The 14,252-nt window shown below is 72.5% G+C and carries 10 protein-coding genes and 1 pseudogene; 5 read left to right on the top strand and 6 right to left on the bottom strand.

The genetic code is table 11. The annotated features are described in order from the left end of the window. Positions 1-38 precede the first annotated feature (38 nt). Positions 39-1,297: pseudogene (locus OHA98_RS04280) on the bottom strand (M20 family metallopeptidase). Between the two features lie 59 nt (positions 1,298-1,356). Between OHA98_RS04280 and OHA98_RS04275 the strand changes: the two are divergent. Continuing rightward, complete coding sequence (locus OHA98_RS04275) at positions 1,357-2,481, top strand: Lrp/AsnC family transcriptional regulator (RefSeq protein ID WP_266922759.1); 1,125 nt, start codon at positions 1,357-1,359, stop codon at positions 2,479-2,481. Between the two features lie 80 nt (positions 2,482-2,561). Here the strand turns inward: OHA98_RS04275 and OHA98_RS04270 are convergent, their stop codons facing one another. After that, a complete protein-coding gene (locus tag OHA98_RS04270; RefSeq protein WP_266922758.1) occupies positions 2,562-3,794 on the bottom strand; it encodes a beta-ketoacyl synthase in 1,233 nt (410 codons plus the stop codon). Between the two features lie 86 nt (positions 3,795-3,880). On the opposite strand from OHA98_RS04270, the gene OHA98_RS04265 reads away from it, so the two are divergent. The 3 genes from OHA98_RS04265 to OHA98_RS04255 all read left to right on the top strand — a co-directional run bounded on the left by OHA98_RS04265 (position 3,881) and on the right by OHA98_RS04255 (position 6,398). Continuing rightward, positions 3,881-4,465, top strand: a complete 585-nt coding sequence (locus tag OHA98_RS04265) for a TetR family transcriptional regulator (protein ID WP_266922757.1) — start codon at positions 3,881-3,883, stop codon at positions 4,463-4,465. A 130-nt stretch (positions 4,466-4,595) separates the two neighbouring features. Then, complete coding sequence (locus tag OHA98_RS04260) at positions 4,596-5,792, top strand: helix-turn-helix domain-containing protein (protein WP_266922756.1); 1,197 nt, start codon at positions 4,596-4,598, stop codon at positions 5,790-5,792. 342 nt (positions 5,793-6,134) lie between these two features. Further along, positions 6,135-6,398: a hypothetical protein gene (locus OHA98_RS04255; RefSeq protein WP_266922755.1), complete on the top strand. Its 264-nt coding sequence runs from the start codon at positions 6,135-6,137 to the stop codon at positions 6,396-6,398. 215 nt (positions 6,399-6,613) lie between these two features. On the opposite strand, the gene OHA98_RS04250 is transcribed toward OHA98_RS04255, so the two are convergent. Then, positions 6,614-7,459, bottom strand: coding sequence for an LLM class F420-dependent oxidoreductase (locus OHA98_RS04250; protein ID WP_266922754.1), 846 nt, complete (start codon positions 7,457-7,459; stop codon positions 6,614-6,616). A 204-nt stretch (positions 7,460-7,663) separates the two neighbouring features. On the opposite strand from OHA98_RS04250, the gene OHA98_RS04245 reads away from it, so the two are divergent. After that, on the top strand, positions 7,664-9,199 hold the full coding sequence (locus OHA98_RS04245) for a CehA/McbA family metallohydrolase (RefSeq protein WP_266922753.1): 1,536 nt from the start codon (positions 7,664-7,666) through the stop codon (positions 9,197-9,199). A gap of 141 nt (positions 9,200-9,340) precedes the next feature. Here the strand turns inward: OHA98_RS04245 and OHA98_RS04240 are convergent, their stop codons facing one another. From OHA98_RS04240 to OHA98_RS04230, 3 genes are read right to left on the bottom strand one after another with little or no spacing between them, the layout of a single operon-like run. Continuing rightward, positions 9,341-10,630, bottom strand: a complete 1,290-nt coding sequence (locus tag OHA98_RS04240; protein WP_266922752.1) for an APC family permease — start codon at positions 10,628-10,630, stop codon at positions 9,341-9,343. Positions 10,631-10,690: 60 nt separating this feature from the next. Continuing rightward, positions 10,691-12,193, bottom strand: coding sequence for an aldehyde dehydrogenase family protein (locus OHA98_RS04235; RefSeq protein WP_266922751.1), 1,503 nt, complete (start codon positions 12,191-12,193; stop codon positions 10,691-10,693). After that, positions 12,190-13,929 carry an amidohydrolase family protein gene (locus tag OHA98_RS04230; RefSeq protein WP_266922750.1) on the bottom strand — a complete coding sequence of 580 codons (1,740 nt, stop codon included), beginning with the start codon at positions 13,927-13,929 and terminating at the stop codon, positions 12,190-12,192. The genes OHA98_RS04235 and OHA98_RS04230 overlap by 4 nt, the downstream gene beginning before the upstream one ends. Between the last annotated feature and the right edge of the window lie 323 nt (positions 13,930-14,252).

Here is a 14,252-nt window from a genome sequence, read left to right as displayed (position 1 = left end):
ATCCCGCATCAGCACCGTCCGGCCGACAGGGCCGGAACTCACGGGGACGGAGACGAGGACAGAGACAGAGGCAGGGACTGGGGCAGGGACTGGGGCAGGGACGGTGACGAGGACGGAGAGGCGAGCCGGCGCAGGGCCAGCCCGGCGAGCAGGGTGGCGGCGTAGGGCAGCGCGCCGTCGTCGTACACCGCCTGCGCGGAGTGGTTCATCGGGGCGGTGGCCGGGTCGGTGCCGGGCGGGCAGGCCCCGAGGCCGACGAAGGCTCCGGGCACCTCGCGCAGGACGAAGGAGAAGTCCTCGGACCCGGCCATGGGCTGGGGGGCCTCCAGCACGCGGTCGGCGCCGAGGAGTTCGCGGGCGGTCTCCAGGGCGAAGGCGGCCTCGTCCGCGTGGTTGAGGGTGGGCGGGTACTGCTCGGTGTAGTCGATCTCGGCGGTCACCCCGTGGGCGGCCGCGACCCCGTGCACGGTCCGCTCGAACGCGGTACGGACGGTGGCGTGGGCGGCGTCGGAGAAGGTACGTACGGTGGCGGCGAACTCCGCCGTCTCCGGGATCACGTTGGGCGCGGTGCCTGCGTGGAGCTGCCCGACGGTGACGACGGCCGGGTCGAAGATGTCGATCTCGCGCGTGACGAGGGTCTGGAGCGCCGTGACCATGGCGCACATCGCGGGTACCGGGTCGGCGGCGGAGTGCGGCGAGGAGCCGTGGCCGCCCCTGCCGCGCACGGTGACACGGGCCGAAGCGGAGGCGGCGAGCATGGGGCCCGGCCGGGTGGCGGCGTGGCCGGTGGGGGCTCCGGCGGACACGACGTGCAGGGCGTACGCGGCGACGACCCGCTCCCCGGCGGCGTCGAGCACTCCCTCCTCGATCATGATCCTGGCGCCGCCCTGACCTTCCTCGCCCGGCTGGAACATGAACACGATGTCCCCGGCCAGTTCCGCGCGGCGAGCAGCCGGGCGGCGCCGACGAGCCCGGCGATGTGGAGGTCGTGCCCGCAGGCGTGCATGCGGCCGTCGACGACGGAGGCGTACGGAAGGCCGCTGTCCTCCTGGACGGGCAGCCCGTCCATGTCGCCGCGCAGCAGGACGGCGGGGCCGGGCCGGCCTCCGCGCAGGACGGCGGTGACGGAGCTGAGCCCCGTACCGAGGCCGATCTCCAGACCGAGCCCTTCCAGCGCGGCCAGGACCTTCGCCTGGGTGAGCGGCAGGTCGAGCCCGAGTTCGGGTTCGCGGTGCAGGGCGTGGCGCAGCGCGGTGAGTTCGGGTGCGAGGGCGTGGGCCTCGTGCAGCAGGGACATGGCCGTATGGTGCCGAGTGACCCACTTCAACCATGATCGTCCGCAGGAAAGCACCGCACATGACCTCGCCGCCGCCCGAATCCGCCGCCGCAGGTACCGCCGGAGCGGCCGGGACCCCCACGCTCGACGAGCTGGACCATCTCCTGATCACCGCGCTCCAGACCTCCCCGAGGGCCGAGTGGGCGCAGATCGGCAAGGCGCTCGGGGTGGACGCCTCGACGGCGGCCCGCCGCTGGCACCGCCTCACCGAGGCCGGTCACGCCTGGCTGAGCTGCTACACGGTGGCGGCGGGCCCGACGGAGCCGATCATCGCGTTCATCGAGGTGGACTGTGCGACGGGCGGGCTGCACGACGTGGCGGTGGAGATCGCGGACGACCCGCACCTGATCACCGTCGAGCATGTCACCGGCTCCCGCGACCTGGTCCTGACGGCCGTCTTCCCCGACCAGTCCGCCCTCGCCCGGTACGTCGGCTTCCGCCTCGACACCCTGCCCGGTGTCGCCGCCACCCGTTCACAGATCGCCACGGCCGTCCACGCGGAGGGCAGCCGCTGGCGGCTGGACCGGCTGGACCCGGACGGCCGCGACACGCTCACGAGGGACCGGCCGCACTCCGCGCCCCGGATCGGCCTGCGGTCCCCGGACGAGCTGGACAGCCGGCTCTGCCTGCTCCTGAGCGAGGACTGCCGGCAGTCGGCCGCCCGCCTCGCGGAACGTACGGGGGTCAGCGCCACCACGGTCCGGCGCCGCCTGGACCGTATGCACCGGACGGACGCCCTGGTCTACCGCTGCGAGGTGGCCCGCTACCTCTCCGGCTGGCCGGTCTCCGTGACGATGTGGGGCATCGCACCGCCCGGCGAGGCGTCCCGGATCGCCTCGCAGCTGATCGGCATGCGCGAGACCCGCCTGTGCGCGTCGCTCTCCGGCCCGTACAACCTGCTGCTCACGGTCTGGCTGCGCTCGGCACACGACATCGCCGCCTTCGAGACCCGCCTCGGCACCCGATTCCCCGAACTCACGTTCGCGGACCGGGCGGTGACCCTCTGGCCGCTGAAACTGGCGGGCCGGATCCTGGACCCGCAGGGCCGCCACATCAGGGGCGTACCGGTGAGGTTCTGGGAGGACCCGGTGGCGGACCGGGCGGAGGACGACCTGCTGGAACGGCTGCGGGGCGGCCGGGGGTGACAGCAGGTCCCGGCGGTACGCGGTCGGGTTCGGCAGGTCCCGGGGCGGTACGCGGTCGGGTTCGGCGCGTGTCCGCCCGGTCAGGGTGCGGCGGTGAAGGCCAGTGAGACGTTGTGGCCGCCGAAGCCGAAGGAGTTGGCGAGCCCGGCGGTCCAGGTACCCCGGCGGGGCGGACCCGTGACGAGGTCGAGGCCCGTACCGATCGCCGGGTCGGGCGTGTCGAGGTTCCGGACGGCGGGCACGATCCCGTCGCGCAGTGCGAGTACGGTGACGATGGCACCCAACGCGCCCGAGGCGCCGAGGAGATGGCCGGTCATCGACTTGGTGGCGGTGACCGCCGGGGCACGTACCCCCAGGGCCTCGGTCAGAGCGTCCGCCTCCGCGAGGTCGCCCTGTGGAGTGGAGGTGGCATGCGCGTGGACGAGACCGATGTCCGTGGGTCGCAGGCCCGCCGATTCCCAGGCCCCTCGCATGGCCCGTACCTGCCCGGCCGGGTCGGAGGCGGTGATGTGCCCGGCGCTGGAGGTGACGGCCGCCCCGGCGAGGACACCGTGGGGCCGTGCGCCACGGGCACGGGCGAACTCCGCGCGCTCCAGGACCAGTACGGCGGCGCCCTCCCCGAGGACGAAGCCGTCGCGGTCCGCGTCGAAGGGGCGGGAGGCGCGGTCCGGGTCGCCGTTCACCGTCGACAGCGCCCGCATCTGTGCGAACCCCGCCAGCGGAAGCGCGTGCAGACACGCCTCGGCCCCTCCGGCCACGACCACGTCGGCCCGGCCGAGCCGGATGAGGTCGAGCCCGTACGCGAGGGCTTCCGCCCCCGAGGCGCAGGCGCTCACCGGGGTGTGGGCGCCGCCCCGGGCGCCCAGGTCGATGCTCACCCAGGCGGCCGGGCCGTTGGCCATCAGCATCGGCACGGTGTGCGGGGACACCTTGCGCGGCCCGGACGCCTCCAGGATGTCGTCCTGCCCGAGCAGGGAGAGCACGCCGCCCACCCCCGTACCGATGACGACGGCCACCCGTTCCGGGTCGACACCGGTCGGCGCCGCGTCCGCCCAGGCCTCGCGGGCGCTCACCAGGGCCGCCTGTTCGCACCGGTCCAGCCGCCGGGCCTCGGTCCGCCTCATGGCGCCGGCCGGGTCCACCCGCATCGGTGCCGCCAGCCGGACGGGCAGCCCGGCGGCCCACTCCTCGTCCAGGACCGCTGCCCCGCTCTTCCCGGCCAGCATCGCCGCCCACGTCGTGGCGAGGTCCCCGCCCAGCGGCGTGGTCGCCCCGAGTCCGGTCACCCATGCCCCCGCGTCGCCTCTCGGCACAGCGCACCTCCACCTTGTTCGACGGCCCGATCCTTGACCGGCACGCTAGCCAACCAACCGGATGGTTGGCTATGTAGAGTTGTGCCATGTCGCAGCACGCCGAATCAGTAGGAACCCGCGCCCGCCTTTTGGCCGCGGCCAGGAAAGAATTCGCCGCCCACGGGATGGGCGGCGCGCGCGTCGACCGGATCGCCGAACAGGCGGGCGCCAACAAGGAACGCATCTACGGTTACTTCGGCAGCAAGGAGAAGCTCTTCGCGGCGGTCGTCGCCGAGGCCCTCGCCGAACACGCCGCACTCCTGGGCCCGCCCACCGGCGACCCCGCCGAGTACGCGGGCCGGATCTACGACCTCCACCAGCAGCACCCGCACATGCTCCGCCTGATGATGTGGGAGGCCCTGCACTACGGCACGGGCGCCCTCCCCGCCGAGGAGCAACGCGGCGCCCGCTACGGGGACATGATCACCACGCTCGCCACCACCCTGAACGCCCCCGCCGACCCGCGGACCGCACACACCTTCCTGGCCCTCCTGGGCATCGCGGTGCTCCCCTCCGCCTTCCCCCAGCTCACCCGCCTGATCCTGGGCCCGGAAGCGGATGCCCCGACGACCCGCGCCCATGTGGTGGAACTGGCGCGCCGGATGACGAGCGGCGCGCCGGAGCCTCGGTGACGCGCCCCGGACGTCCGGTCCAGCGCCCCGGCGGGCGACGGAGCGCCCGGCCGGGGTCGACGGTTCGTCCGATCGGGCGCCTCCCCTCAGGCGGTACCGTCTGAAGTGTTGCCGCAGAACGGAGTTCATCGTGCCGCAGAGCACCGAGGAGCACACCGGCGCCCGGATCGCCCGCATCCGCAAGCAGCGCGGCCTGACACAGCAGGGCCTGGCCATGCGCGCCAGTATCTCCAAGTCGCTGTTGTCGAAGGCCGAGTGCGGACAGAAGCCCGCTTCCCCGGCGCTCGTCGCCGCCTGCGCCCGCGCGCTGGGGGTCTCCGCCTCCGATCTGCTGGGGCAGCCGTACGCGGAGGAGCTGCGCCGTGACCGGATGGACGCGTTGATACAGCCGATCCGTGAGGGGTTGGAGAACTGGGATGTCGCCCTGGACTGGGAGGCGCCGCCGCGTCCGGCCGCTCTCATCCGCGCCGATGTCCAGCAGGCCCTCACGCAGCGGCGCCAGGCCCAGTACACCGACATGGTGCGCGGCCTTCCCGCCTTGATCGACGAGTCGGTACAGGCCGCTCACGCAACCACTGGGGAAGAACAACGGCAGGCGTACGAGTGTCTGGCCGGCGCCTTCCGCTGTGTGTTCACCGTGGCGTGGAACTTCGGCTACATCGACCTCGCCACGGTGGCACTGGACCGGTTGGCCTGGGCGGCACCGCGTGCTGATGAGCCGGGCCTGGCGGCCATGCACGCCTACCTGCGCGCACAGACAACCATGTCGTCCGGCCGGTACGACATCGGTGTACGAGTGATCGACCGGGCGCTACGGGATCTCGACGGCCAGGACGTACGCCGCCCGGCGGGGATCGAGGCCATGCGCGGTGTGATGCATCTGCGGGTCGCGGTGATCGCGGGGCGGATGAAGGACCGCGAGCACGCGGACACCCGGCTGGCCGAGGCCCGCGTCATCGCCCGCAGGACCGGTGAGCTGCCCGACTTCGGCGTGACCTGGGGGCCGGTGAACGTCGGGGTCCACGCCGTGGCCATCGCCTCGGAGATGGACGAGTTCGGCCTTGCCGTCGAACTCGCCGAGAAGGTAAGGATTCCGCGCGGCTGGACCCGTTCGCGGGCCGGACACCACTGGATGGATCTCGGCCGGGCCCACGCCTGGACGGGGCACTCGGAACAGGCTCTGGACTGCCTGCAACGGGCCCGGCGAACCGCCCCGCAGCAGACGCGCTACCACCCGACCGTCCGGGAGACCGTGCTGGCACTCAAGCGACGCGAACGGACACGGAACGGTTCACTGGCGCAGTACGCGGAGTGGGTCGGGATATAGCGCGTCGCGAGACCGCGAAGTTGCACTGTCCGGTGCAACTGCCCTGCGTTGCCGGTCGGCAGGCTGGCCTTCCGTCAGTACCCCCGCGACCGGGCGAACGGTCCGGGGGCGTGGCCAACGCCGATTGGAGCGTCAACATGCCGCACCGTATCGCCCACCCCTTCGAGTCGTTGCTACGGATTCACAGGCCTGTTCCAGGCAGCCTCCGGAGCGCCGACCACTCGCCCCTCTCCACAGACAGGGCGGGAGTGACGGCGTGAACCTGACGGATACGGTGCGCCTGCTGCCGTGGGTGGGACCGGGGGAAAGCCCTGCTACCTCGCGGGAGACGGTGCCGGACCTGTGTCACGCCTTGCCGACACCGTGGAGGCGGCTCAGCTCGGCCTGGCCGACGAACTCGCCGGGGAAGCGCATCAGATCCTCGCGGGACGGTCCTGGACACCGGGCGAACTTCACCTGCTGGTCGCCCAGTTGACCGAGGCTCTCGGCAACGTGCACCGGATCGCGGTGAGCCGGGGCGCCCGGCTGCCCACACCGGTCTACGACGACCCCGACGGCATCGACGACTGTGACGACTGTGACGACATGGTCGACCAGATGCCGTAGGAGAGGCGGTACTACACCACTGGAGTTCCGTCCCCTTCAGTAAAATCGGGAGCCGATCACGGTGTCGCGCAGTCCGTCACCATTGAAGTCCGACTCCGCAGACGTGCACGCCGCAGCCTCGGGCGCTGCCCCGAAGCCGGTTACGGCGAGCGAGGCGATCCATTCCCCACCCCGGAACTCCTTGCCCCACACCACCATGGACGGCCCCCTCGCACCTAGAGATACGCCGCGTACGCGTCCAGCACCCGCAGCACCTCCGGCTCGCCCGCCGGGGGGAGTTGGAGGACGACCTCCTCGATGCCCAGCTCCGCGTAGTGGGCCAGCTTGCCCGGGCTCGGCAGGACCGCGTACGGGACCACCTGGAGGTGCTTCGGGTCGCGGCCCGCGGCGTCCCAGGCCTCCCGGAGCTTCGGTACGGACTCCGTCAGGCCGCGCCCGCCGATCGGGAGCCAGCCGTCCGCGTACTCCGCGATCTGGGCGAACAGCTTCGGGCCCGCCGCGCCGCCGATCAGGGTGCGGGGGCCGTTGACCGGGCCGCGCGGGTCCTGGGCCGGCTTCGGGTACGCCCAGCTCGCCCGGACCGAGCCGAACTCGCCCTCGTACGCCGTCGGCTCGTCCGCCCACAGGGCCCGCATCAGCGCCATCCGGTCGCGCCCCAGCGCCCGCCGCGTCGACCAGTCGACCCCGTGGTCCGCGGCTTCCTCCACGTTCCAGCCGAAGCCGACGCCGAGCGTGAACCGGCCGCCGGAGAGGTGGTCGAGCGTGGCGATCTGCTTCGCCAGGCCGATCGGGTCGTGCTGGGCGACCAGGGTGATGCCCGTGCCGAGCGTCAGGCGTTCGGTCACGGCGGCGGCCTGGCCGAGGGCGACGAAGGGATCCAGGGTGCGGCCGTACTCCGGGGGCAGCTCCCCGCCCGCCGGGTACGGGGTCTCCCGGCTCACCGGGATATGGGTGTGCTCGGGCAGATACAGCCCGGCGAATCCCCGCTGCTCCAGCTCGCGTGCGAGCCTGACCGGCGTGACCGTCTCATCGGTGAGGAAGATCGTTGTGGCGATCCGCATCGAGAACACCTCCGTCGTCGTCCGCTGACGGCCCCAACGTATGCGGTACGACGTCGAAAGCCGAGTATCGCGCGGGATGCCGCGCCCCCGCGCCCTCCTCAGCACCTTGGCCGCAACTCCCCTTCCGTTCGTGTGGAGTTCACGGCCCAATACGAGAGTCCGAGTACGTCGCCCGTGTCCCGCCCGACCCAGGGGAGCCCTCGTATGACCGGATCGCAGACCCCGAATGCCCCGATCGCCAGGCGCGGCCTCCTGCTCGGGACGGCCGCCTCCGCCCTAACGTGGGGACCTGTGAGCTTCGCCCAGGCATCCGACAGCGGCAGGGACGGCACCGCGGACGGTGAACGGACCAGAACCGTGCGCGGCACCCTGCCCACCGGGTCGCCCGACTTCGTTTATCTGCCCGTCGAAGTCCCCCGGGGCGTACGCGAGATCGCCGTCTCGTACACGTACACGAGGACACCCGTCCCGGCCGGCACCCAGGGCAACGCCCTCGACATCGGCATCTTCGACGAACGCGGTACGGAGCTGGGAGGGCACGGGTTCCGCGGCTGGTCCGGCGGTGCGCGCACCTCCTTCTTCATCCGGGCGGACGAGGCGACCCCCGGCTATCTCGCGGGTCCGGTAGGGGCCGGGACCTGGCACATCGCGCTGGGGCCGTACACCGTGGCCCCCGAGGGACTCCCGTACGAGGTCACGGTCACGCTGCGCTTCGGCCCCTCCGGGAGCACCCCGAAGCCGGTGTACCCGCCCGAGCGGGCCAGGGGCCGGGGCAGGGCCTGGTACCGGGGCGACTGCCATCTGCACTCCGTGCACTCGGACGGCAGGCGCACCCCGGCCCAGATCGCCGCCGCCGCGCGGGCCGCCGGGCTCGACTTCATCAACAGCAGCGAGCACAACACCACATCCGCGCACGGCGCCTGGGACGGCCTGTGGGGCGACGACCTGCTGATCCTCACCGGCGAGGAGATCACCACCCGCAACGGTCACGTCCTCGCGCTCGGCACCGATCCGGGGACCTTCGTCGACTGGCGCTACCGCGCGCGCGACAACCGCTTCGGCCACTACGCGAAGGCGGTCCGCCGGGCCGGCGGCCTGGTCGTGCCCGCGCATCCGCACGCCACCTGCATCGGCTGCCACTGGAAGTTCGGCTTCGGTGAGGCGGACGCGGTCGAGGTGTGGAACGGGCCCTACACCCCGGAGGACGAGATCTCCCTCGCCGAGTGGGACAACGCCCTCGTCGCGTCGGTACGGTCCTCGAAGCCCTGGATCCCCGCCATGGGCAACAGTGACGCCCACCGCGAGCCCGACACCGTGGGGCTGCCGCAGACGGTCGTCCTGGCCGAGGAGCTGTCCCGGGACGCGATCACCGCGGGCATCCGGGCCGGCCGCTCCTACGTCGCCGAATCGTCCGCCGTCTCCCTCTCCTTCGGCGCCTCGGGAGGGCGCGGTCGGCACGCGGGCATCGGCGAGCGGCTGCCGGTCGACGCGGACACCCCCGTCACCGTGCGGCTGGAGGTCGCCGGGACGCCCGGCTGCACCGCGCACTTCGTCACCGACCAGGGCACGCTGTTCACGGCCGCGCTCCCCGCGTCGGGAGCGGGCGCCGTGGAGTGGCGCACCACTCCCGCGTACGCGGCGTACGTCCGCGCGGAGGTCCGGCACCCGGTCGCCGTGCCGGGGCTGCCCGGTCCGCTCGCCGCCCTCACCAACCCGGTGTTCCTGGGCGATGAGGACTGAGCGGCGCGCGGAGCTGCGGGAGCGACCGGAGCCGAGGAGCAACCAGGGCTGAGGGGCGGCTGCCCGGAGCCCGGGAGCGATCGGGAACGAGGGCCGCCCGGGGCCCCGCGTCCGATGCTTCCCAGCCACTCCCCTCCGCGGTCAGTCCGCCACGATCAGGGCCGGCGTCTCCTTCGTCAGCACCTCGCCGCGGAAGAACGCCGGGCTGCGGCGGCCCATCACGGTCATCAGCACCACGCCGAGCAGCAGCAGCCCCACCCCGATGACGAACACCGAGCCGACGCCGAACACCGAGGAGCCCGAGCCGTAGGCCGGGTCCCACATGTCATAGAGGGTCTTGCAGAAGACGGCGCTGAGCAGGATGCCGCCGGCGACCGGGAAGAGGCCCTTGAAGACCAGGTCGCGGGCGGATCGCGTCAGTTCGGCCCGGAAGTACCAGGCGCAGGCGAAGGCCGTCAGCGCGTAGTAGAAGCAGATCATGAGGCCGAGCGCGTAGATGGTGTCGACCAGGACGTGCTCGCTGACCAGGGTCATCACCGTGTAGAAGGCGCCGGTCGCGATGCCCGCCGTCACGGTCGCCCGGCCCGGGGTCCTGAAGCGCGGGTGGACCCGGGCGTACGAGGCGGGCAGTGCCTCGTACGAGGACATCGCGAGGACCGTACGGGCCACCGGGATGAACGTGGTCTGGAGGCTGGCGGCGGCCGAGGCGAGCACCGCGACGAAGAGCAGGACGCCGAGGCCGGGGCCCATGACCGGACCGGCGAGCGCGGCGAAGACGTTGTCGGAGGTGTCCGGGTTGGCGAGGCCGAGACCGGAGCCGCCGGAGCCGACGGCCATCTGGGCGGCGATGCCGGTGGCCAGGTAGGAGCCGACCAGGACGACCATCGCGATGAGCGCGGCCCGCCCGGGGGTCTTCTCGCTGCCGGTCGTCTCCTCATTGGCGGTCAGGCACGCGTCCCAGCCCCAGAACATGAAGATGGACAGGGAGAGTCCGGCGGTGAAGGCCGCGAAGGACTGGACGGCGAAGGGGTTCAGCCAGGACCACGAGAAGTCGACGGACGAGGCGAAGTCTCCGCTGTCCGCCTTCTGCAGGGCCATCACCACGAACAGGGCGAGGACGACGAGCTGGAGTCCGACCAGGGCGTACTGCACCCCCTTGGTGGCGGTCATACCCCGGTAGCTGATGGCGGTGGCGGCGGCGATGAGGACCAGACAGGTGAGGATGTGGACGGCCTTGTTGTCGTCCAGGGCGGCGACCTGCCCGCTGCCGGTGATCTCGCCCGCGAGCAGCCAGAAGTACGAGGTGGCGACGCCCGCCAGGTTCGACAGGACGATGATCGTCGCGATGACCAGACCCCAGCCGCACATCCAGCCGACGCGCGGGCCGAAGGCCTTCACCGTCCAGGTGAAGGAGGTGCCGCAGTCCGGCATGACCCTGCGGCGTTTCGCCGGCGCCTCTCCGTCCCTTCTCCGGCCGTTCTGTCGAACACCTCATCCCGGCCAGACGATCGCCTGCGTCTCGCTGTAGGCGTGCAGGGCGTACGAACCGACATCGCGTCCCACCCCGCTCTTCTTGAACCCGCCGAACGGCGCCTCCATGTTCCGGCCGATCGTGTTCACGCCCACCCCGCCCGCACGCAGCCGGCGGGCCACCCGGAAGGCCCGCGCCACGTCCCCGGACCAGACGTAGTCGAGGAGCCCGTAGTCGCTGTCGTTGGCCAGCGCGATGCCCTCCTCCTCGTCGTCGAAGGGGACGACCACGACGACCGGTCCGAAGATCTCCTCGCGGACGACCCGCATGTCGTTGGTGCAGCCGGCCAGGAGCGTGGGGGCGACGTAGAAGCCGTGCCCGGTGCGGTCGGGCCGTTCGCCGCCCGTGACCACCCGCGCCCCCTCCTTGCGGCCCAGCTCCACATACGCCTCGATGCGGTCCCGGTGGGCGGCGGAGATGACCGGGCCGACCACCGTGCCCCTGTCGGCCGGGTCGCCGACCGGCAGCCGCGCCGCGTACCCGGCGAGTTTCTCGATCAGCCGGTCGTGGAGGCCCCGTTGGACCAGGACGCGGGTCGGAGCCGTACAGATCTGTCCGCTGTAGAACGAGAACGTCGTCCCGATGCCCGCGACCGCCGAGTCCAGATCGGCGTCGTCGAGGACGAGCGCGGCGCCCTTGCCGCCCAGCTCCATCAGCTGCCGCTTCATGCCGCGCCCGCACACTTCGGCGATGCGCTGCCCGACGGCCGTGGAGCCGGTGAAGCTGACCATGTCCACGTCCGGCGAGTCCACGGCCGCCTCGCCCGCCTCCGGGCCGGAACCGGTGACGACATTGACGACCCCCGGCGGAATCCCGGCCTCCGCGAGGGCCTCGGCCATCCGGTAGACGGAGAGCGGGTCCTGCGGGGCGGGCTTGACGACCACCGTGTTGCCCATGGCGAGCGCGGGGGCGACCTTGCCCGCCGGGTTGGCCCAGGGATTGTTGTACGAGGTGATGCAGGTGACGACGCCGACCGGCTGGCGCACGGCGAGCGCGCCGAAGACCCCGGCCCGCCCCATCGGCCCGGCCTCGTTGATCTGCGGGGCGACCGCCTCCTCCACCGGTTCCAGGGCACCCCGGGCGTACCGGCGGAAGCGCGCGGCCCCCACGGCGACCTGCATGCCCCGGGCCGTACCCGTGGTGGCGCCGCTCTCCTCCCGGGCCAGAGCCGCGTGGGCGGCGAAGTCGCGCTGGATGAGGTCGGCGGCGCGGTCGAGGATCGCGGCGCGCTCCTCGGGGCGGGTGCGCGACCAGGTGGCGAACGCCTCGCGGGCCGCCCCGGCCGCCTCGTACACCTGCGCGCGGCTCGCCTCGGGGGCGAGGCCGACGACCTCCTCGGTGGCGGGGTTGATCACCTCGTAGTACCCGTCCGCGGGCTCGGCCCACTCCCCGCCGATGAACAGCCGCTGCCCGGTGCGGCCCGTGCCCTTCTTCTCCGTACCGCTCTCCGTACCGCTGCTCATGCGGTGCTCACCGTCCGGGTGTCGCGGCCGGAGCGGAGCACCGTACCGGGCACCGCCCCCGTCACCTTGTCCTCGCGCAGCGTCTCCACCCCGTTGACGCGTACGGACACGATGCCGATCGCCTTGGAGTCGAGGCGGGGGCTGTCGCCCGGCAGATCGTGTACGAGGGTGGCGGGTCCGGCGTCGATGCGCTCGGGGTCGAACAGCACGAGGTCGGCGTGGAAGCCCTCCTCGATACGGCCCCGCTCCCGCAGCCCGAAGAGCCGGGCGGGGTCGTCGGTGAGCATCCTGACGGCGGTGGTGAGAGGCACGAGCTTGCGGCCGCGCAGACAGTCGCCGAGGAAGCGGGTGGTGTACGGAGCTCCGCACATCCGGTCCAGGTGGGCCCCCGCGTCGGAGCCGCCGAGCATCACGTCCTCGTGCTCCCAGGTCTGCTGCCGCAGCGCCCAGGAGGCCGGGTCGTTGTCGGTGGGCATGGGCCACAGCACCGTACGGAGGTCGTCGTTGGCGCAGATCTCGACCAGGCAGTGGAAGGGGTCCAGGCCGCGTTCGGCGGCGATGTCGTTCACCACCCGGCCGCTGAGGCCTTCGTTGGCGGCGCTGTAGGTGTCCCCGATGACGTACCGGCCGAAGTTCGCGAGCCGGCGGAAGACCCCGGCCTCCTTGCTGTCGGCGCGGCGCAGCATCTCGGCCCTGGTGTCCGCGTCACGGAGCCGCTCGATGCGTTCGGGGACGGGGAGGGCGAGGATGTCGCCCCAGCCGGGGATGAGGTTGAGGGCGCAGAAGGTGCCGAGCGACATGTTCATCGGGGTGAGGATCGGCATGGTGAGCGCGACGATCCGGCCGCCCGCGCGGCGGGCGCGTTCGCTGGGGATCAGCTGACGCGGTACGCGTTCGGGCACGGCGGCGTCGATGGTGAGCACGTTCCAGTTGAGGGGCCGTCCGGCGGCGGCACTCATGTCCACGAAGAGGTCGATCTCCTCGTCGGAGAACTGGTCGAGGCAGCCCGCGACGATCGCTTCGAGCTGCGTGCCCTCGTGTTCGCCGACCGCACGGGAGAGCGCGAGCAGCTCCTCGGGCAGCGCGTGCCGCGAGGCGACCGGCTGACCGTCCCCGTCGGCGTGGGTGGAGGACTGTGTGGTGGACAGCCCCCAGGCCCCGGCGTCCATGGCGTCGTGGAAGAGCGCGAGCATGGCGGTCATCTGCTCGCCGGTGGGCTGTCCGCCGACGGCGTCGGGACCCATGACATGGCGGCGCAGGGCGCAGTGCCCGACCATGAACCCGGCGTTGACCGCGATGCGTCCTTCGAGCGCGTCCAGGTACTCGCGGAAGCTGGACCAGGACCAGTCGACACCTTCCTCCAGCGCCTTGAGGGCCATGCCCTCCACCCGCGACATCATCCGGCGCGTGTAGTCGGCGTCCTCGGGGCGCTCGGGGTGCAGCGGCGCGAGGGTGAAGCCGCAGTTGCCCCCGGCGACGGTGGTGACGCCGTGGTTCATGGAGGGCGTGGCGTAGGGGTCCCAGAAGAGCTGGGCGTCGTAGTGGGTGTGCGGGTCGACGAAGCCGGGTGCCAGGACGAGGCCGGTGGCGTCCTCGCTGGTCACGGCCTCCTCGGTGAGGGTGCCGGGTTCGGCGATGACGGCGATGCGGCCGTCGCGGATGCCGAGGTCGGCGCGGTAGGCGGGTCCGCCGGTGCCGTCCACGACGGTCGCTCCGCGGATGAGGTGGTCGAGCATGACGGGGTCCCTTCTGGGTGCGGCTCTCGCTGGTGGTGGTGGTGGTCGGTCGGTGGTGATGGTGCCGGTGGCTGCGGTGGTGCCGGTCGGTGGCGCGGTGGCCGGTGGGTGGCAGGTGCCGGTCGGGCCGGGGCGCGGCCCGGGTGCGGCCCGGGGACGACGGAGGTACATCGTCGGGGTGCGGCCGGGGACGACGGAGGTACGTCGTCGGGGTGCGGCGGGAATGCGGCCGTACTGCGGCCGGGGTGCGTACGCTTTCGGCCGCGGTACGCACCCCGGCCCACGGGCGACGGTCCGGGAAGACGCCGCCCGGTCCTGGCCGG

Origin of the sequence: Streptomyces sp. NBC_00654 (genome assembly GCF_026341775.1) — a bacterium.
Lineage (GTDB): Bacteria > Actinomycetota > Actinomycetes > Streptomycetales > Streptomycetaceae > Streptomyces.
Note: the sequence above shows the minus strand (reverse complement) of the source record. Positions and strands in the feature narration are given on the sequence as shown.